The following is a 19,695-nucleotide window of genomic DNA, read 5'->3' as shown; positions in this document are numbered from 1 at the left end:
ATTAAAATAAAACAAGAAAGAAAAACTCCTACCGGTATATAAAAAATTGATGTTAATGCTTTTAGTGTTAACTCAAAGTCTTTTACGGGCAAATTTAGAGTTTGGGCAATTATAAATCTAGACAAAAATTCTGATATTAAATAAGTTGGTATATTTAATAATATCAAAAATATTTTTGCTACATTGATAATCCATCTTTTTTTTAATAAGTCATAACACCAAAACATAAAACCTAGGCAAAATAGTGTTATGCCTGCAGACAGTACAATTAAAGTAATAATATTGTTTTGGGGATTGGGCATTAAAATAGCTGAAAAAACTATTGTCGAAATTCCAAAAAGATAGAACCTAGCTTCAAGGCTTTTAATTTTAGCCTTGAAGTAATTTAAAATTTTATTTAAAAGCTCTTGAACAAAATTCATAATTAGACTTCATACCTCTCGCCGGGTTTCATTTCGATTATCTCCCACGGCAAGCCCTGCTTATTTAGCTCATCCATGAAAGGCTTAGCGTCGAAATTTTCCATATTAAAGACGCCTTTTCCGCTCCAGATGCCCTTTGCGACCATCATCGAGCCGATCATCGCAGGCACGCCCGTCGTGTAGCTCACGGCCTGCGCGCCCGTCTCGGCGTAGCAAGCCTCGTGGTCGCAGACGTTATAGATGTAGACTTGGCGCTCTTTACCGTCTTTTAAGCCGCGTATTACGCAGCCGATGTTGGTTTTGCCCTTCGTTCGAGGGCCGAGGCTCGCAGGATCAGGCAGTAGCGTCTTTAAAAACTGTATCGGCACGATTTTTACGCCGTTATGCTCGACCTCGTCGATGCGTAGCATGCCGACGTTTTCTAGGCATTTCATATGAGTGAGGTAGCTCTGCCCGAACGTCATAAAAAAGCGGATTCGCTTTAGCCCCTTGATGTTTTTTACTAAGCTTTCAAGCTCTTCGTGATAGAGCAGGTAGCTGTCTTTGACGCCTACTTTCGGGTAGTCCCATTTGAACATTATTTCCATCGGCTCGGTCTCTTTCCACTCGCCACGCTCCCAGTAGCGGCCCTTTGCGCTTACTTCGCGCAGGTTGATTTCTGGGTTGAAATTCGTCGCGAACGGATATCCGTGATCGCCCGCGTTGCAGTCTAGGATGTCGATCTCGCCGATCTCGTCAAAGAGATTTTGCTGCGCGTAAGCGCAAAATACGTTCGTCACGCCCGGATCAAAGCCAGAGCCAAGAAGCGCCATGGTGCCCACCTTTTTAAAATCCTCGTCCTTCGCCCACTGCAGCTTGTATTCAAATTTAGCGGTATCCGGGTGCTCGTAGTTTGCGGTGTCGATGTATGGGATGCCGGCGCGAGAGCACGCGTCCATGAGGGTTAGGTCTTGATACGGCAGCGCGACGTTTAAAAGCAAATCGGCGCCCGTTTTTTTGATGAGCGCGACTACGGCATCGGTGTCATCCGCGTCGATCTGGGCGGTGTCGATAGCCACGCCTAGGCGGTCTTTGATAAATTTAGCGATCGCGTCGCACTTGCTTTTGGTGCGGCTAGCAAGGGTGATCTTGCTAAAAACGTCCGCGTTCATCGCGCATTTTACGGTCGCGACTTGGCTCACGCCGCCCGCGCCTATGATTAAGATATTTGACATTTTGGCTCCTTTAAATTTTAAATTATAATCTTATCGCTATTTCGTTTAAATTTCTATTCTTAAATTTCTCTAGCTGCAACGCTAAAATAGTTTAGTCCACCCCATGCATCCTTGTCGCCGACGATATAGATATACTCTTTGGCGCGCGTTAGAGCTACGTTTAGTAAATTCGGCTTTGCCGACGCCCATGCTCTTGCGCCCGCGCTAGCTCCGCCTAGGATAAAGATAACGACTTTGGCTTCTTGACCTTGCATGGTGTGGATGGTGTTTGCCCTGATTCGTATCTTGCCTTGTTTTTGCAAGGCCGCGCTTTGCTTTACGACGTCGGTAAACGGCGTTATGATTTTTATATGTTCGCTTGCGTTTGCGCCGATTAGCGTTTTTAGCGATTCGTAAATTTGATCCGCCGCCGCTAGCTCAGCCTCGCTGCCGTTGCCGCTCCAAACGCTCGTTTTTATATCTATCCAGCAGCTTGTCGCTTTGGCGAGCGAGTTTTTATTTTTGCCTTTACCCCAGACCATAGCGCCGTCGTACGTCGTCTCGTTTGCGACGTTAAACATAGGATTATCGCAGCGTCTATGCACGATGAGCAGCGAGCCGACCCAGGTTTGACCGATATAAGCGCCTATTTTTTGAGTTTTATCCGCGCATGCTTGCAGCGAAGTTGTCGCTACGTTAAACTCCCTAGACGCCTCGGTATAGCCAAGCAGCACGTCGTTTAAATTTTCGGGTAGAGTTACTACCGGTTCTAGTTGCAACGGGTCGCCTACTATTACCGCCGTTTTAGAGCGATATAGCGCGCCTACGGCGTTTGAGATATTTGCCTGACCGGACTCGTCTACTAATAAAAGCCCGATATCGTTTTCGCCAAAATCGCTAAAAAACCGCCCAAAAGAGGCAAACGTCGAGCTAACGACGGGAACGACGAAAAATAGCGATTTTAAAATTTCCCTTACCTGCTCTTTCTTTTTAAATTTACCCAGCTCGCAAAACGCCGCCAAATTTGCGCCCAATTTCGCCTTTTGCGACCAGATAGCGGCTTTATGTAAATTTAGCGCTTTTATAAAGACGTTTATCCTAGCCTGCGCGACGGCGGTTTTTATGCCGTTTTCCGCCATAAAAGGCGAGCTATTTTCGCGTTCCTCTTTACTCTGCTGCGCGCTTAGCGACTTTTGCGTAGAGAAATCCAGTAGAGCTAGTAGCGTATTTACGGTATTCAGCGCTTCGTTAAATTCTTTTTGCGCTAGTTTAAAATCATAGCTTTGTTTGCCGAATTTGAGTAAATTTACGAGCCCGTCGACCTTAAATTTATCGTTAAAGCTCGTTATCGCGCCTTGCGTTTTTAAAACGTCGAATTCCGGGTGGTTTTGATTGATAAAAAAGTCGTTTAGGCAGTTTTCTTTAAAATCGCTTACGTTGCCGCTATTGCCTAGCGTGGCGCAGATTAGCCCCCAGGCAGGCTGCGAAATTTGGCTTTTTTGGCACTCTACTAAGGCGCCCGCCGACAGCAGCCTCGTAGCCTGCATCCTAAAATAATCAAGCTCGCCCAAATACGCCTTATCTACGCTATCAAGCTTAGGCAACTCTGCGCTAATGTTTTCTACGGCTTTATTATTGCACGAGGCTACGACGATCTCAAAGCCTTTTAGCTTGGGATTTAGCGGATAAAAGTCTGGATACTGGCTACCGTCTAGCTTGACGCCGCGCTCGAAAATTTCGTCTTCTTTTAGCGTAGATAAAACCTTTGCTCGCTCCACGATCACGCCTGCAACCACGTCTTTTAAGAGCGTCGTTTTGCCCGTGCCCGGAGGCCCGTTTACGCTATAAATGCCGCCTTTTTTCTCGTTAAAAAGCTTCATTATATTATTTACGGCGATTTGTTGCGAGTAAATTAGCATATATTCGCTAGCAAACGCGCCTATCGGGTAGTTTTTGGCTTCTAGCATCGAAAAAACGGTACCAAAATTCGCGCTATCTCTCATATCTATGCGCCCTATTTTTATATCGCTTGCGCCCGTTTCGTCAAAAATCGTTTGCAAATTTTTATTATTTAAGCCCTCATTTAGAGCCAGACTAATCTCGCCCAAATAAAAACTATTAAGCAAGTCGCTGCTACTTTTTACGCCGCTTTCTAGGCAGATATTTACGCGAAGATCGTTGCTTACTAGCGGCGAATTCAACTGCTTTTTAAACTCGCCGTGGATAAATTTTACCATTTCGCTCAGACTTCGTTCGTTTTTGCCTAGCGCTTCTATCTGGGCTTTTATGCTATCTTTTAGAGCTTCAAAATTTTTATAATCTAAATTTTGCGGTTTGCTAAAATTTGCCGTCGCCCAAGGCGCGGTGGATAAAAATACGCTATTTAAATCAACGTTAAATCCGCTATTTTCGCCGCATACGGGCTCTAATTTTTTAGTATCTTGCTCGCTAAAATCGGACTCGCTAACGAGCGTGCTTAATTTAACTTTTTCCTCTTTGTTTTTGACGGACAAATCGCCCGTAAATTTTATAAAATAAGTCGTGGCTTTTTGATTTTGACTTTGACGAAATTGGCTAGTTTGTAAATTCGGATTTTGTTTTATTATCTCGTTTGCTATCTCGTCCAGCTCGAAAATCCCGCCGTAAATTTCGATGCTTAACTTCCTTTTGTTTCCGCTTTTTGCAAGCTCCGAGACGCTTTTCATTTGCTTTAAATGATGCCAAAAATCATCGGTAAATTTATCCGGCGTAGTTTCGTAGGCGTTTTTATATTTACTTTGTTCTTTGTTTAATTTTTGTAACGTTTGCGGATTTAGATATTCGCTTAAAAGCAGATAGTGCAGAGTGTTTCGTAGCGCCACGGCCGTTCCTTTCGTATTTTTGTCGCTAAAAAACGATTTTAGCGAAGTTAATATAAATTTTCGGTTTTAACGGCTATGATAACGCGAAAATTTAAAGGGATTCCATGCGTAAAATTTTACTTTTTCGCTTGTCGATTTGATTGCTCGAAAAAGCTGCGAAATGCGATACGGCTTTGCAAGGCAAATACGGCGATTTGTTTTATTCGGAGGGTTAAATTCGGCACTATTTAGGCAAAATTCTACGGCGATAAAACAAGCCGAATTTAATCCGTAAAATAAACCTACTCCGGATCGTCGCTAAACTCGTTATCTCTAAAAATTTTATAAAAATCTATAAACCAAAGTGCGAAAGCTACGGCGATGAGAGTTGCCGGTAGATGGATGTAAAATCCGCTCCAAACGTAAGCTAAAAAGCCTCTGCAAACACCCGCTACAATAGCAAGCGCGAAGGCGATCTTGCTCAGGCGCAAAAACTCAAGCTCCTGCCCGCTGTGGCGCAGACCGGCGATGTTAAAGATAAGCATAATGCTAAAAATAATGCCGTTTAGCGCGATAACGTGCAGCATATTTGTCTCTAGCCCCAGCCCCAAAATCCCGCTCGCGCCGTAAAGGATATAGCCCGCGGCCAGCAAAAGCTGCATCAGGTAGTAATAAATCACGAAGCTATGACGCAAAAGCTCCTTGTAGTGCCACTCTTTTAGCTTGGCTAAAATCGCGCTACCGCAGGCTATCGCGGCGAAATTTACAGCCTTGCTGCCTTCAAAAAACAGGCTAACTAACAAAAACGCGCTAACGCTAACGATCGCGATGTTTTTATAAACGAAATTTGGCACAAAGGCCGCGTCTTGCATGCCGGGCTCGCGGTTTAGCGCCTCCTTGCCAAGCACGACGCTAACGCGAAAAGATATAAGCAAAATCGCGATTACGTGTAGGTGGATTTGTAAATTTAAAAATCTCTCCTCGCCGCTAAGCAAATAATAAATCTCAAAACCCAAAATGCCGAGTAAAAATGCTAAAACGCCCAGCTGATCGTCGTTTCTATCAAGCCAGATCATATAAACGCAAAGCCCCGCCAGATACGCCCAAAAAAGCGCCATAAAAAAGTGCGCCGCAAACAGGCTAAAAAACGCGCTAAAAAAACTCGCCGCAAAAAACGAAAACATAACGTAGGCGTGTTTTTTAAGCCCTCCGCCAAAATTCGTCCAATCGGTTAGCCCCGTCAGTAAAAATCCCGCATACGCAAGGGCCACAACCAGGTGCAAAAAGATAAATTTATGCCAGCTAACGAAATCCACGGGCGTAAAAAATATCGCCCCGCCTAGCACCGCGCAAACCGCGCTCGTAAGGAAAAAAATTCTCATCGGATGGGTGAAAAAGTCGTTAATCATAATAAATTTTTCCTTTAAAATTTTCGTCTATCACGCCGCTAGCGTAGACAAAATCCCGCTGCGAAAAGGCACGGTCTAGCTCCAGCTCTCGCTCGATCACCGCGCCCTTGCTCGCTAAAAAGCAAATTTTACTAGACATCCTAGCCGCTTCCATCCTGTCGTGGGTCACCAGCACTACGCTCATGCCCTCCTCCACGCGGCGCGTGACGATGTCTATCAGGATTTCTTTCATATCATAATCAAGCCCCGAAAACGGCTCGTCCATCAGCAGCAAATCAGGCTTTGTCACGATCGCCCGCACGAAGGCTACCCTTTGGCGCATGCCGCCGCTTAGCTCGTCAGGGTATTTTAGCACGTCTTTTTCCGTTAGTCCAAGTCTAGAAAATAGCTGTAGCACGGCCTTTTCATCGGGCTCATCCATCACGAGCAGTACGTTTTCGAGCGCATTTTTCCACTCGAGCAGGCGATTTTCCTGAAAGAGATAGGTCGTTTTATTAAATTTATTGATTATCTTGCCTTTGCGCGGATCAATGAGACCCGAGATCATGCGCAGGATCGTGGTTTTACCGCAGCCGCTCGCGCCAAATAGCGTCACTACTTCGCCCGCGCCGACCTTTAAACTAAAATCGCGCACGATCTTGTCGCGTAAAATTTCGTATTCTAAATTTTGAAGTTCTAGCATAGCAAACTACCTTTTCCACGGCATTAGCGTGATCTTTAGCGGCTCGATAACCAGATACTCAAAAAGCATAATGATAGCGATAGTAAGCACGACGTAGGCCATCACTTCGGTTGTATCCAGCATCACTCTAGCGCTCGCGATCTTAGCGCCCATACCGTCGTTTGCGCCTAGTAGCTCGCCCATGATGACGATCTTTACGCCCATGCCCACGGCGACGCTTAGAGAGCTGATGATATGGCTGGTTAGGTGCGGAACGTATAGGTGGCGGATCTTTTTGCAGATGCCTAGTTTATACGCGTCAAACATCTCCTTTAGCTCCTCGCTAACGCTCATCATACCGACCATCGAGCTAGCAAAAGTAAGCGGCAAAACCGTGATAATGATCGTAAAGATGGTGCTCGCGTTTCCAAACCCGAACCAAAATATAGCTAAAACGATCCAAATAATAGGCGGCATAGAAAGCAGCGTCGTGATCACGGGCTTTAAAAACGCGGCAAAGCTTTTATAAGCGCCGGCAACCAGCCCCAGCGTGATACCGATGGCACAGGCCGTACCGACTCCCACTAGCGAGCGCACGAGAGTGATGTTTATCTCGCTGTTTTTATAATCCACCAAAAGCTCGTAAGCCCGCACGAAAACCGCCTCGGGCGCGGGGAGTAAAAACTCCCCTCCCAGCTCGCTGCCGATCTGCCAAAGCGCGATAATAAGCGCTATCGTGGCAAGCCCGCTAAAGCCGCCCCAAAGGTAGTCCGCGACCTTTAAAAACGCGCCGCGGTCTTTTTTGACGTTATCGATAAGTATCATAAAAACAGGCTCTTATCAGGCATTTTGCCGCCCAGAAGCTTTGGATTAAACTCGAAAATTTGCTCAAAAAACGCCATCACGTCGTCTTGTAACTCATGCGCTTTTGTTACCGTTAAATTTGCCTTATCGAAAGCCCCGGCTAGCGCAGGCTCGGGCGCAGGCAGGTACTCGGCGCCGATTTTCGCCGCGCTTTGTTTGTTTTCCAGGATCCATTTTAGCGCGCTCGTTAGATCGGCGTGCAGAGTTTCAAAAAGCGCGCGATTTGCCTCGTAGTAGTCCACGTTTACGATGATGCCCGCCATCGGGATGTATGGTTTAGCACCAAAGCTCTCGCCCCAAGTTTTAGGAAAATCAAGCCCGTAATGCACAGCTACGCCCGCTTTTTTACCACGCAAAATCGTAGCTTCGCTAAGAGGCTGCGGCACGATAAGCACGTCGTAGTCCTTTTGGATAAACAGCCCCACCGCTTCAGGCGGCGTCTGAGTGTACGTGATATCAAGCTTGCTCGCGTCTATGCCGCGTTTCTTGCAAAGCGCGCGTAGCACGAGATCGGGCATATCGTTTTTAAACGGCATTATGATTTTTTTGCCGACGAAGTCCTCTAGCGTCTTGATGTTTTCATCCTTTATCATCGCGTTCATGACGCCAAGCGTGAGCAAATTTAACATCGCGAAATTTAACCCCTGGTTTCGCAGGTTCGCCGCGACGTTTGAGGGCGACATAGTGACCTTGATATCGCCGCTAGCCACGCCCGCGCGCAGGACGTCCGGAGTGTTCCAGATGCGCAGCTTCACGTCGTGCGTCTTAGCTAGCTCGCCTTGCATGCTTGCCACGGCCATTATCACGCTAGGGATCGCAGGCGCGCCCCACATCGTAAAGTTTTCCTTCGCAAAAAGGCTAGGAGCCATCGTCGTCGCGCCCAGCGCCGCGCCGAGTCCTAAAAATCCTCGTCTGTTCATAACTTTCTCCTTGTATTAAGATTTTAAATTTTATTTCGTTTCGCTTTTGTTCGCGGTTAAATTTGAGCTCAAATTTGCCGCGCCGCCCGCCAATTTTTACGCGCCGCGAAAATGCTAAATTTGCTCGAGGCAAATTTGACTTTACCTCAACTCATTTTTGATAATTATACCTAAGATTTAAATCAAAAATCTTGATTTAAATTTTGAAATTTTATTGATTTGGATTGCTAAATTTGAGCGTTAAATTTAAATACTCAAATTTTTAAAATCCGACTTTTTTGTAGCATACTAGCCCTGCGACGCGAGAAGATGCCGCACTGCGTATAGGCTAAATTTAGCGCTACCGCAGTGCAAATTTCAAATTTACATTTTTCAAGATGGGGGTCTCGGCGAGTCAAATTTATAAATTTGAGCGTAAAACGATAAGGCGAAGTATCGTGAGATGATTTTTGGGGTTGTGCAGATAAAATTTAGCGTAGGCTAGACATGTAGTCTGCCGAGCTAAATTTTATCAAACTCCGCAAAAAGCGCTCGCGAGACAAGCCGCCGCTCAAATTTTAAAAACTAGCGTGAAAGCTAACAAACACCGCCCTCTCCGGCGCACGCACCACAGGATCTGGATCTAGCGCTCCTACGTGCTCGCCGCTGATAAACTCGGCGTAATCTTTATCAAAGATATTCGTCACGCCAAGCCTCACGCCCCAGCTATTTTTAAACTCAAATCCGCCGTAAACGTCCATCGTCGTAAAGCTCTTTGCGGCTTCGCGCTTGTCGATGCCAAAGCCGGTGGATTTATCGAAATCTCCCCTATTTTGCTTTGCCACGTAGCGCACCGCGGTGCCGATGTTGTAGCTGCCAAAGCTCGCGTAGTCTTTGTAATCAAAGGCCAAATTCGCCTCAAACGGGCGGATCTGATAGAGCGGTCTGCCGTCGGTTTTGTTTTGTCCGTAGTTGTAAAATAACGATGTTTTTATCCCGAAATTTCGCGCGAAATTATACTCGCCGCGTAAATTTACGCTATAAATTCTAGCATCGACGTTGCGCGTGATGACGGCGTTTCTGTTTATTGGAGGTGTAGACGAAGCGGCATGGCGGCGATCGTAGATAACTAGATCCTGCGCGTCGTCTGCGATAAAGTACCCGCCCAGGCTAAAGCTATCCTCGCCCTGACGCGAGCTTAAATAATCTTTATAAAATTCACTCTTGTAAGTAAAGCCCAAATTTACGCGGTTGTGACGCTCGGGCTTTAGCAGCGGATTGCTCACCCAGCCGTTATTCATCGGACCGTAAAGCGTGTTAAATCGCTCCATGTTGCCGGGTATGCGCTGCAAGCTCTCAAGCGCTGCGTAGTAGCTATCTAGCTCGTTTGGAGTAAAGTCATATTTTAGGCTGGCGCTTAGGCCGTCTTGCTTGACACTACCGTCAAAATCATATCCATAAACGCTGCGGATAAGCCCTTTTACCGTCCTAAGCGGTGCAGCGGGCGCAAAATAAGGCTCGTTTAATCCCTTTAAATTTGACTTCATCCAGTCATAGTTTAGAGCAAGGCTAAGCTTGTGAGCGTCGCTAAATTTATAACTCAGCGTATCAAAAATTCTCGTTCGTTTATTTGTCACGTCGGCAAACCTATAGCCGTTAAAAACCCAGCCACTAGGCTGTTTTACGTACCTTTTTCCCTCGTGATTATCGTGCTGATAGCTGATACCTGCGAGATTATGAAAGTCGCCCAAGTCCGCGTCGTATTTTAGCTCGGCGTCCACGATTTTTCTATCCAGTTCGACCTTGACCGTCTGCGCCGCGCTTCTTAGGCGGTAGTTATCGGCGTTTCTGCTCACGTCGCGCAGCATCAGCTCGAAATTTAGCGTATTTGATAGATCCTCCGCGCCGATACGAGCGTTAAATTTACCGACGTATCGCTCGGTTTTGACGGCATCCATGAGATGGTGAGGCTGCTTGTCGTCGTCAATGTTATCGTGCACGAGCGTAAATCTAAACTCGCTCAGCTCGCTAGGCACGAAACCCACGACCGCGCTTTGCCCCTGCCTGGCGTAGCCGTAGTTCCACGTCCTGCCGCCGCCGTCTTTGTAGCGGTTGGCTTTAGAAAAGTTCGCGTTTAAAATCGTGTAGAAATTTGCGCCACGGTATTTAAAAAGTCCCGAACTATAAAACGTCCTCCCGTAAAAGCCGCCCGCGACGTGAAATTTATCCATAGAATTATCAAGCAAATCCGTCACAAAAAAATAATCGTCCCTTGGCGCGCGGTCGAATTGATTTTCGGGAAACGCGCTTTGGGCGATGTTTGGCGCATAAGGCGGCGGAGGCGTAAAATCCTTTATCGGCTTTATGACGTCGGGATTTGCGCCGTTTGCAAATAGCGCCGTCGCAGCCGCAGCCAGACTGATAGCTAATCTCATTTAAAATCCTTTATGATAATTTTGATTTTTCGTATCATAATTATATAGAAAGGTGTTAGAATATTTCTTGATTTTCATTAAGATAAGATTTATAAATTTCGCGCGGTTTTGTTTGTAGACGGCGACAAATTTTACGCACCGAGACCCGCACCTTTAAGATGCTAAATTTGGTTTGGTTAAATTTGGCGTTATGCATTAAATTTAATCTTTTTTGTTGAGAAGAAAGGGGCTTGAATTACGCTGCGCTAGCAGTTGCGAGCGAAGCTAGCAAAATAGCTCCCTTTTTCTTTTTTTTCGGGAGAGGAAGGGGATTCTACTTACGAAGCGTCGCCCCTTCCTCTCCCAAGCCCTCTCTAACCCCACTGCACGTGAGAGGTTGCTGCGCTATGCGCAGTTTTATCTGGTGCTGGAGCGCCGAAAATTTAAATTTGACGTTTTCAGGGTACGGGTCTCGGCGACCCAAATTTGTAAATTTGACTTCAAATTTAAATATAAAAAGATAAGGCGAAGTATTTTTTCGCTAGACAAGGCGGAATTTAAATTTTAAGCGTAGGCTAGACAGATAGTCTGCCGAGCTTAAAATTTAAATTTCAACGCAGTATAGCGGAAAAAGACAAGCCGTTAAGGATAAAAGAAACCAAGTATCTGCGTCGCCGCCTTCTCTTCTATGTATGGGATAATATAACTTGGCGAATAAAGATTCTGGCCGCTTTCGATCTCGAGATTGGTTCTTTGCTCGCTGCCGTTTGCGCGGATCATCACGCTGATAAAGGCTCTGTAAAGATAATAATCCGTCCTGTCGTAAAAATCGTCGTCAAACGGGTCGCCAAAAAGCATGCCAAAGCCCATACTTCGCGCGCGCCCGTAGCTGCCAAAGCCATAGCCCATGCTCATATACGCGCGCGGGCGTTCGCGTCGCTCAAGGCGCTGCAAACTCGCAAAATCGCCCATTATCACGATATCGGCGCTCTTTTGATCCATGCTTTGAGTAAAGCCGTTTTGAAGCAGTTTGTTTCGCACGGTATTTTCTAGCGTGTTTGCGTAGCCGCAGGAGTTTTTAAAGTAAACATAGACGCTGCGCGAGGCTTTTTTCACGTCGCCGTTAGTGATAAAAATAGGCACCGTGCTTCTAGCGTAAAGCTCGGGCGTGCGGGGTTCGCCGCAGCCTACGAAAAAAATCGCAAATAGCAAAATAGAGAAAATTTTGAGTTTCATTTCGCGTCTCCTCGCTCAAATTTGACCGCCGCAAATTTAACGCGGACGGGTCAAATTTAGGATCAAATTTAAGCGTATTTTACTACTAAATCTTTACGTTTGAGTAAATTTATAACACGAGCTTGATCTCGTTTTCAAGAGTGGCTTTTGGCGTGAGTCCGATGAAGCGCTTTTTGAGATTGCCCTCGCCGTCAAAGACGAAGATCGCAGGCACGCCCATCACGCCGCCCACTGCTTTGCTGAAATAATCGACCGAAACTTTATCGCTAATGACGTCGTAGGCGATGCCGTGGTGCTTCACCATGTCGATATCTTTATCAAATCCAAGGCTTGGTCCAAATATCCCGTAAACGCCGAATTTGTCCTTAAACTCGGAGTAAATTTCATTTACGATCGGAGCTTGCGCTACGCAGGCGCCGCAGGATGTGCCGAAGAAAAAGAGCATATAGGGCTTGCCGTCCGTTTTGAGCCGCCTGCCCTCGGGAAAATAGTGCGTATCAACGCCATTTGGCGAGTTTAGGCTGATGTGGTGCTTGTCAAAGCCGCTATTTCCGCAGCCTGCTATCATCGCCGCCGCAAAGACTAATAATATATATTTTTTTATCATAATTCTCCCAAATTTAAACCGTCGCAAAGGCGCTTTGACCCTTTGGCTCGCTTGCTAGCCTCTCGCATGCCTGAGCACGCTCGCCGTCGCTCACGTAGTGGATGTTTTCCATCTTGCCGTGCCTTAGATAGACGATCTTATCGCCAAACTGCCCAAGATCCGGGTTGTGCGTGATGAGAAGGATCGTTTTGCCCTCGCTTCGCAGCTTTTGAAATAGCTCTAAAACTACGCGTTCGTTTGCTTCATCGAGGTTGCCAGTCGGCTCGTCGGCTATCAAGATATCAGGATCGTTTATCAGGGCGCGCGCGATGCAAAGACGCTGCTGCTCGCCGCCGCTAAGCTGACTCGGACGGTGATCTAGCCTATGTCCTAGCCCCACTCGCTCGAGAGCCTTTTTAGCGTCCTCTTCGTCTACGCTGCTGTGATAGTACTGCGCTATCATCACGTTTTCGACGCAGTTTAGGTAGGGGATGAGGTGAAACTGCTGAAATATCAGCCCGATCTTTTCGCGGCGAAATTTGAGCGTCTCCTCGTCGCTAAGCCTACTAGCGTCGTCCCCGCCTAGCATGTACGTGCCTGCGGTTGGCTCGTCCATTAGCGAGAGTATATTTACCAGCGTACTTTTGCCGCTACCGCTTGGACCCATTATGCTGACCCACTCGCCGGCGTTTACGTCAAACGTAATGCTCTCTAGCGCTCTTACTTCGCCGAATCTTTTCTCTATCCCGTTTAATCTTATCGCGTACTGCATATTATTCTCCTCTTAAAATATCGGCCATCTTATTTTCTAGCGCCCGTTTGATCGGATAGATCGAGGCCACGCCCGCAAAAACGAGCGAGATCGCCATCGCTATGGGTATACTCATAAATCTAAAATCAATGCTCGAATCAAAAATCGCATAGCCTAAAATTTGCGCTAAGCCGTAGCCTAAAATAGCGCCCGCAAAAGCCGCCGCAAACGCCGTGACGAAGGTCTCGACGCCAAATAAATTTAACACGTTTTTCTTGCTGGCCCCCAGCGCTCTAAGCAGCGCGATCTCCCTTGAGCGCGAGAACAAAATCGCGCTTAGCGTCGTGTTCACACACATAGAAGTGATGAGCAAGATAACAAAGCTAACAAGCGCCATCAAAAGCTTAATCTTATCCAAAATTAGGCCCTCTGATTTTGAAATTTTAGCCACGGGTTTAACGGAAATTTGCTCGTCGCTAAGGCTTTTGCCAAGCTCGCTGATGTAGTCAAATTTACCCGTCACTACGGCCTCGGCGTAGTTTAGCGTGTTTGGCTCGTTTGCTATCTTTTGCGCTAGAGGCAGCGAGATGATGAGTAGCGAGTCCTCTTTGTCGCCGTCTTGCACGATGCCGCGGATCTTTACTTTTTCGCCCGAATTCGCGCCGATTTGCCTCACTTCGATCACGTCGCCGACCTTAAAGCCGCTTTGTTTGGCTAGATCGGTGCCGATTAGCGCGTTTCTCTCGTCAAAATCAAGCGTTATGCCTTGCCCCTCTTTGACCTCCAAAAACGGCTTAACCCGCGTTAGGTCGCTAAATTTGACGCCCATGGCGATCGCAGTCGTAGGGCCTATGTTTACCTGCGTGAAAAGATATCCGCTCTGTCCGAGTAGCTTGTCGCTCGGGATTTTGGCGATCTTTTCGTTAAATTTAGCCTCGTTTACCTCGTCGCTAACGGGGTCTGCGGGAGCGAAAACTACGTTAGCGCCGTAGCTTTTTAGTTCCTTCGTTACTTTTGAGTCGATATCCAGATATACGTTTACAAAGGCCGCCGTCACGCACGCACCAAGCAAGATAGAGACGATGATGACGCCCACTCTAGCCGCGCCAAAGCGCAGGCTTTTAAAGATAACGTTATAAAAAAAGCCCTTATTTGCGATCATATAGCACCTCCGCAGGCAAGAGTTTAACGACGCTTCTCATCGGCACGAGCGAGCCCGCGATCGAGATAAGAAGTGCGAAAGCGATACTAAGCGGAAGCACGATCCACGCGATGCCGATGCCGTAGCCAAAGATACTGTAAGCGATTATGTAGCTTAGCGCGTAGCCCAAAAACGCCCCCAAAATGCCTGCAAAAAACGCTACCACTAGGCTTTCGCTCGCAAAAAGGGCGTAAATTTCAAAGTTGCTGGCACCTATGGCTTTTAGCAGGCCGATCTCTTTTTTACGTCTGTAAATTTCGCTAGTCATCAGCGATGTAATGCCGATAGAAGAGACCGCAAGCGCGATGATGCTAACGATACCCATTAGGCTTTGGATTTTTTTCACGATGTTACTCTCGGCGTCGCTTACCTGCATCATCGCCTTGGCCGCTACGCCCGCGTAGTTCTCCTCGATCTGATAGGCTATGGAGCTAACGTAGGCCGAGCAGTACCACATATCGTATTCGGCGCTATCTAGGTTGTCTAGATTTCGCCTGGCCTTGACGGATAGATCGTTTTCTGGGATCGTCATCGCTGAAACCTCGGCTTTTGAGTACTGCCCGGGCTTGCCTAAAAGCTCCTGGGCGAGCTTTAGCGAGGTTACGATTTTATAGCTTTCTTCGCCGGCTCCTTTTAGTACGCCCGCGATTTTTACGCTACGACCGTTTAAATTTAGCTCGCCGCCAACGCTCAAATTTCGCTTCGCGGCTAAATTTTCGCCTACGAGTACGTTTTGCATATCGTCATCTTCTATCCATTTGCCATCGACCGCCCAAAAGCCAAACAGCGTTTTCACGCCCGTTTTAAACTCAGGCTCGTCGGCCACGTTTGCAAATTTATCAAACCAAGTACCCGTGATTTGATACTTCTCGCCGCTAGCATCTTTTACCTCGCCGTTTAAAAACGGCGCAAACGCTACGATGTTATTTCGCCAAAAAATTTCCTTTACCTTATGCAAATCTTCTTCGTTTAGGTAGTTTTGCGATTTTAGCGGGGTAAAATTTTTACCCTCGATCTCGATAGCTAGCGCTTCGCCCTTTGGCAAGACGACGATGTTTGAGCCGTAGCCACGCAGCTCGCTAGCGATCTGATCGCCGATTTTTAGCGTGATATTTAGCATACAAGCGATCAAAACCGTCGCCAAAAGTATGGTGATAAAGGCCATACCTTTTTGCACCTTTGAGCCGGTGATCGAGCTTTTTATAAGCCTTAGTTGCATATTTTTCATTTTAAAGTCCCGTTTATATCAACGTATTTTTCAGGGTTGGCTTCAAATTCCGCCTGAGTTTTTTCGTTTTCAAAGAAATACGTCCTGTTGTAGTATAAATAAGATTTCGAGCCGATATTGCTTACTTTTTTGCGGCTTACCGGATCTAGCACCATTTTTTCGACGACTTTTGAGAAATAGTTCGCACCACTTTGGATGGTGTCGAGCGTTACGGTTACGAATTTGCCGTCAAATTCAAAAGGCATAGGTATCGGGTTGCAGCCGCCCTCTTTGCCAACTGATGGCAAGAAAATGCGTACATTGCACGAGATGCAGATGAGATCGGTATCCTTTTTGATATAACCCATATCGCCACATATCGCGCACGCGTCAAAGACGATGGTCGGCGAAGCGCGGTCTGAAAAGCGGTTTAAAAGAAAAAACCTTATCTCCCTACCTTCGTCGTTTATGTAGGCGTAGCGGTGTAGTTCATTGTCGGCTAGCTCTTGGACGTCAAATTTAAACTCGTTATTTACAGGCTCAACAATGATAGGGTCTGAGATCTCAGGCGGTTTAGATGCGTGCAGGTCGTAGTAGAGTCCGAAAATCAGAGCCGTAACGACGATAGTTATGCTGCTTTTGGAGTTTGCCGCCATGAAATTTCTAGCCGCGTTGTTAAATCTAAATTTATTCGAGCCCACGACTGATTTTACGAGCGGAGCCGGACGTTTTTTGAAATTTATAGCCGCCAAAATCAAAACCGAAAAGATGAAAAAATACTGCGCAAACGTCGTATAGTAAATGCCTTTAGCCACGAGCGAGAGCGCCCACGGATATGTAGGTATCATACCCGCCCGCATAAACTCAAGCCCCGTGTTTGAAATAGCTTGCACTATCAAAACTGCAAAAAAAAGAAGCGAAAACGTCCATAACACGTGCTTGCAGAGGCATTCTTTTAAATTTGAAACGACGAAAAACAAAATCAGCAAGAGCAAAAACGCAAATATCATCAAAAATAGGCTGATGATAGACTGCGTATCGAGTAGCTCGCCGGCAAATACCGGAAAATTCGCGCTAGCGTGAGCATAGGTTAAGCCGTAGCCTGCGCCTAAGGCGAAAAACGTTATCATCTTTGCAGGGTTAAATTTGATAAAAATCCAAAGCGCACTAACTAGCAAAAATACCAAAGTAGCCGCGTCAAATACCATTTTAACGCCCGCGTCGTGAAGCGTGAGTCTAGCGATCTTAAAAACGACTATGCCCACTGCGATACCCAAAACCGAGGGTAAAAACAGCGCTTTTAGGCTCTTTTTGTCGTTGTTTAACGCTGCAAAAAGGACAAATCCCAGTAACGATGAGATAACTTGGACGAAATATATAGACATGATTAGCCCTAAAATTTGAGAATTTAAGTAAAATTTAGAGCGGGCTTGGCCGCTCTAAGCCCGAATTATTTAGCAGGCGCTCCAGTGTATTGGAATTTATAAGTCGTGGTGAAAGGCTCAAACCATTTACCTACGCCTGTTTCTTTATCCGCATGGCGACCGAAGCCTTGTTTTTCAGGATTTTCTATATGAAATTTTAGCTCGTAGTTGCCCACGCCCGTATCCATTTTTAGGTTGGCTCCGTAGTGAGGGCCGTCTTGAGCGACCATAGGCATAAACGTACCTTTTTTAACTTTGCCGTTATCTAGGTTTTTTAGCTCGTAATTAACTTTTAGATAAGGGATCCACTCGCCCGCCGCAAAGCCGTTTTTATTTCCCTCGATAGCGTGGATGTCGGCCTCTAGGTGGATGTCGGCTTTGCTAGGAGCTAGGTCGATGCCCTTTGGCTCCATGTCGATAGGCTCTAGATAAACGGCAGCTATCTCCATACCGTTGATTTCTACCGGATCGCCGATAGGAAACTCGCCTGCTAGGGCAACTGAAGCAGCAAGGCTGAATGCCAAAGCTGTTTTAACGAATTTGTTCATGTTCTCTCCTTTAATTGGTTTGTAAATTTACTTTTAAGCTTCGCGGCAACCCGCGAAGCCGGAAACGTCAAATTTAAGCCTCTTTGGCTTGCTTGTTTTTCATTATGATCACGCCGATGATTAGCGCCGCTACCATGATAGCCTGCGGTATCAAGCTCTCGTAATACGGATAAATGCCCAGCCACTCGATAGTAGGGAAGCCTTCGATCTTAGTCGGAACGAAAATTTTACCCTCGACGAACTCCATGAGCCCCTTGCCCACAAACACGATCGACATATAAAAGATGATCGCCGAAGTAACCAAGAAAAACGGTTTGATCGGGATTTTGATAGCAAAAACTTTAAACACGTAGTAAGTAACTAGCAAGACGACTAGCCCCACTACAAATCCCAGCGCTATCATCGAGTAACCTGCGCTATCTTTAGCGTCGAAAATCAGCGCCTGATAGAAAAGTACGGTCTCCGCGCCCTCTCTAAATACGGCTAAAAATACCGTCCACCAAAGCGCCTTAGCAGAGCCTGCGGATATCGACTCGCTGACGTGACTTTGGATATATTTGCTCCATTTTTTCGCGCCTGCGTTTGAAAGCAGCCAAAAACCTACGTAAAAGAGCAGTCCCACGGCGATAAGCATTACCGCGCCCTCCATCACCTCTCTTTTTTGACCTGCAGCGCCGGCAAATATCAAATTCATAATCCACGCCATAACAAAGCTTAGCACGACCGCTACGCCAAGCGAGCTGTAAACGATACTCATGCGCTTTTCGTTGCCGGTTTTTAGCAGATACGCCACGACGGCCGCCACGATGATAAGCGCCTCAAATCCCTCGCGCAGTATGACCGTAAGCGCGTAAACAAATAGCGCCCAAGGCGAGCTACTGCCGCTTGTTTTTTCTAGCGCAGCGTCTAAATTTGCACCTAGATTATCGGCTGCTTGCTGGAGTCTCTCGACGCTCACGCCCGCTTTCATCAGCGCGACTACTTCGCCGAAATTTCCTTCTATCTTAGTTTTTAGACCGACGTCTATCGCGCCTACTTTATTTTCCATGCCGCTACCTTCGAACTCGTCGAAGTAAATATCCTGCGCATCGCTCATAGCTTTATCTACGTCTTTTGCGGCGTAAAGTTTGATCGCATCGGCGATTTTTGCCTTTATGTTGGCAACGACGGGCGCAAAATCAGTAGCCGCGTCATCCTCGGCGCTATCAGGTAAAACTACGTTGGTAGCTAGCGAGCCCGAGTCCATAGGTAGCTTGGCGACGTTTTCGTATATCAGCGCATCAAGCTCTTCCAAATTTGACTTTAGTACGTCGGCGGCTACATCGTTGTTTATCGCTATTATCGCCGAACCCATGCGTTTTTGGATGTCGCCGTCGATACCCTGACCGCCGTCTATAAATCTACGGATAGCCTCTTCTAACTTCGTGTTGCGATATAGCTCAAATTTGGCTTTGTTGTTTATCTGCTGTTTTGCTGCGTCTTTATCGCCCTTTTCGTAAGCCGCGCCCGCAGCGCTAAGGGCTGTTTTTATGTCGTTATAAACCACTTGCCAGTGCGGCTCTATAGCGGCGATACTTGCAGGCTGAGCCGTAGCTTGGCTAGCCTCAGTAGCTTTAGCTGTCTGTGCGGCGTCTGCGTTTTTAGGATCTGAGTACTCGCCGACTAGCTTATGTCCGGTGTTTATAACCGGCAAAACCTCATCCATTTCTTTATTTAGATCGTCCATTATCGCTTGTATCTCTTCTACCGATTTTTTGGCGATGATGGCTTTGCGGATTTTGCCGAATTTAGACTCCATCGAGTAGGCTTTTTTCTGCCCCAAATTTACCCTGATCGCCGCTTCGATATTTTCAAAATGCCCAAAATAAGCATTTTGTGTAGCGGTTTTGGCTTCGTCGATCTTGCCCTCTTTATACTGCTGCATGATACTTACGAATGAATCTTTTATACTCTGTATCTCAGGCGTGTAGTCCGTATCCGCTGCATTTAGCACAAACGGGATAAACAAAGCGAATATAAATCTCAAAATTTTAGTCATAA

General features: G+C 46.6%; 16 protein-coding genes. All 16 read right to left on the bottom strand.

Features of this window, described 5'->3' with window-relative positions; translation table 11 throughout:
• A partial coding sequence (locus tag QZ157_RS07485; RefSeq protein WP_295143843.1) for a hypothetical protein occupies positions 1-422 on the bottom strand: 422 nt, incomplete at its 3' end.
• A gap of 2 nt (positions 423-424) precedes the next feature.
• The gene (locus QZ157_RS07480; RefSeq protein WP_295143840.1) at positions 425-1,636 is read right to left on the bottom strand and encodes a saccharopine dehydrogenase family protein; all 1,212 of its coding nucleotides are present in this window, start codon (positions 1,634-1,636) and stop codon (positions 425-427) included.
• 59 nt (positions 1,637-1,695) lie between these two features.
• On the bottom strand, positions 1,696-4,476 hold the full coding sequence (locus QZ157_RS07475) for an AAA domain-containing protein (protein WP_295143837.1): 2,781 nt from the start codon (positions 4,474-4,476) through the stop codon (positions 1,696-1,698).
• Between the two features lie 281 nt (positions 4,477-4,757).
• A complete protein-coding gene (locus QZ157_RS07470; RefSeq protein ID WP_295143834.1) occupies positions 4,758-5,864 on the bottom strand; it encodes an NnrS family protein in 1,107 nt (368 codons plus the stop codon).
• Positions 5,857-6,546 carry an ATP-binding cassette domain-containing protein gene (locus QZ157_RS07465; protein ID WP_295143832.1) on the bottom strand — a complete coding sequence of 230 codons (690 nt, stop codon included), beginning with the start codon at positions 6,544-6,546 and terminating at the stop codon, positions 5,857-5,859. The genes QZ157_RS07470 and QZ157_RS07465 overlap by 8 nt, the downstream gene beginning before the upstream one ends.
• Before the next feature lie 6 nt (positions 6,547-6,552).
• Complete coding sequence (locus QZ157_RS07460; RefSeq protein WP_295143829.1) at positions 6,553-7,350, bottom strand: ABC transporter permease subunit; 798 nt, start codon at positions 7,348-7,350, stop codon at positions 6,553-6,555.
• Positions 7,347-8,309 carry an ABC transporter substrate-binding protein gene (locus tag QZ157_RS07455; protein WP_295143826.1) on the bottom strand — a complete coding sequence of 321 codons (963 nt, stop codon included), beginning with the start codon at positions 8,307-8,309 and terminating at the stop codon, positions 7,347-7,349. The genes QZ157_RS07460 and QZ157_RS07455 overlap by 4 nt, the downstream gene beginning before the upstream one ends.
• A gap of 557 nt (positions 8,310-8,866) precedes the next feature.
• Positions 8,867-10,723: a TonB-dependent receptor gene (locus QZ157_RS07450; protein WP_295143823.1), complete on the bottom strand. Its 1,857-nt coding sequence runs from the start codon at positions 10,721-10,723 to the stop codon at positions 8,867-8,869.
• Between the two features lie 621 nt (positions 10,724-11,344).
• Positions 11,345-11,938 carry a hypothetical protein gene (locus tag QZ157_RS07445; protein WP_295143820.1) on the bottom strand — a complete coding sequence of 198 codons (594 nt, stop codon included), beginning with the start codon at positions 11,936-11,938 and terminating at the stop codon, positions 11,345-11,347.
• Positions 11,939-12,047: 109 nt separating this feature from the next.
• Positions 12,048-12,545, bottom strand: coding sequence for a TlpA disulfide reductase family protein (locus tag QZ157_RS07440; RefSeq protein ID WP_295143818.1), 498 nt, complete (start codon positions 12,543-12,545; stop codon positions 12,048-12,050).
• A gap of 13 nt (positions 12,546-12,558) precedes the next feature.
• Positions 12,559-13,296: an ABC transporter ATP-binding protein gene (locus QZ157_RS07435; protein ID WP_295143815.1), complete on the bottom strand. Its 738-nt coding sequence runs from the start codon at positions 13,294-13,296 to the stop codon at positions 12,559-12,561.
• Between the two features lies 1 nt (position 13,297).
• Complete coding sequence (locus QZ157_RS07430; RefSeq protein ID WP_295143812.1) at positions 13,298-14,437, bottom strand: FtsX-like permease family protein; 1,140 nt, start codon at positions 14,435-14,437, stop codon at positions 13,298-13,300.
• On the bottom strand, positions 14,424-15,704 hold the full coding sequence (locus QZ157_RS07425) for an ABC transporter permease (RefSeq protein WP_122873226.1): 1,281 nt from the start codon (positions 15,702-15,704) through the stop codon (positions 14,424-14,426). The genes QZ157_RS07430 and QZ157_RS07425 overlap by 14 nt, the downstream gene beginning before the upstream one ends.
• Positions 15,701-17,068, bottom strand: coding sequence for a Fe-S-containing protein (locus QZ157_RS07420; protein ID WP_295143807.1), 1,368 nt, complete (start codon positions 17,066-17,068; stop codon positions 15,701-15,703). The genes QZ157_RS07425 and QZ157_RS07420 overlap by 4 nt, the downstream gene beginning before the upstream one ends.
• Positions 17,069-17,133: 65 nt before the next feature.
• Complete coding sequence (locus tag QZ157_RS07415) at positions 17,134-17,655, bottom strand: iron transporter (protein ID WP_122873224.1); 522 nt, start codon at positions 17,653-17,655, stop codon at positions 17,134-17,136.
• Between the two features lie 73 nt (positions 17,656-17,728).
• Positions 17,729-19,693: an FTR1 family protein gene (locus QZ157_RS07410; RefSeq protein ID WP_295143847.1), complete on the bottom strand. Its 1,965-nt coding sequence runs from the start codon at positions 19,691-19,693 to the stop codon at positions 17,729-17,731.
• Positions 19,694-19,695: the final 2 nt, after the last annotated feature.

It is taken from the genome of uncultured Campylobacter sp., from assembly GCF_905372745.1.
Lineage (GTDB): Bacteria > Campylobacterota > Campylobacteria > Campylobacterales > Campylobacteraceae > Campylobacter_A.
Note: the sequence above shows the minus strand (reverse complement) of the source record. Positions and strands in the feature narration are given on the sequence as shown.

What these genes read in the sequence shown, in the direction of transcription:
- QZ157_RS07430 (WP_295143812.1), bottom strand. Translation starts at nt 14,437, where the DNA reads ATGATCGCAAATAAGGGCTTTTTTTATAACGTTATCTTTAAAAGCCTG.
- QZ157_RS07455 (WP_295143826.1), bottom strand. Translation starts at nt 8,309, where the DNA reads ATGAACAGACGAGGATTTTTAGGACTCGGCGCGGCGCTGGGCGCGACG.
- QZ157_RS07470 (WP_295143834.1), bottom strand. Translation starts at nt 5,864, where the DNA reads ATGATTAACGACTTTTTCACCCATCCGATGAGAATTTTTTTCCTTACG.
- QZ157_RS07465 (WP_295143832.1), bottom strand. Translation starts at nt 6,546, where the DNA reads ATGCTAGAACTTCAAAATTTAGAATACGAAATTTTACGCGACAAGATC.
- QZ157_RS07435 (WP_295143815.1), bottom strand. Translation starts at nt 13,296, where the DNA reads ATGCAGTACGCGATAAGATTAAACGGGATAGAGAAAAGATTCGGCGAA.
- QZ157_RS07445 (WP_295143820.1), bottom strand. Translation starts at nt 11,938, where the DNA reads ATGAAACTCAAAATTTTCTCTATTTTGCTATTTGCGATTTTTTTCGTA.
- QZ157_RS07425 (WP_122873226.1), bottom strand. Translation starts at nt 15,704, where the DNA reads ATGAAAAATATGCAACTAAGGCTTATAAAAAGCTCGATCACCGGCTCA.
- QZ157_RS07420 (WP_295143807.1), bottom strand. Translation starts at nt 17,068, where the DNA reads ATGTCTATATATTTCGTCCAAGTTATCTCATCGTTACTGGGATTTGTC.
- QZ157_RS07450 (WP_295143823.1), bottom strand. Translation starts at nt 10,723, where the DNA reads ATGAGATTAGCTATCAGTCTGGCTGCGGCTGCGACGGCGCTATTTGCA.
- QZ157_RS07460 (WP_295143829.1), bottom strand. Translation starts at nt 7,350, where the DNA reads ATGATACTTATCGATAACGTCAAAAAAGACCGCGGCGCGTTTTTAAAG.
- QZ157_RS07440 (WP_295143818.1), bottom strand. Translation starts at nt 12,545, where the DNA reads ATGATAAAAAAATATATATTATTAGTCTTTGCGGCGGCGATGATAGCA.
- QZ157_RS07415 (WP_122873224.1), bottom strand. Translation starts at nt 17,655, where the DNA reads ATGAACAAATTCGTTAAAACAGCTTTGGCATTCAGCCTTGCTGCTTCA.
- QZ157_RS07480 (WP_295143840.1), bottom strand. Translation starts at nt 1,636, where the DNA reads ATGTCAAATATCTTAATCATAGGCGCGGGCGGCGTGAGCCAAGTCGCG.
- QZ157_RS07410 (WP_295143847.1), bottom strand. Translation starts at nt 19,693, where the DNA reads ATGACTAAAATTTTGAGATTTATATTCGCTTTGTTTATCCCGTTTGTG.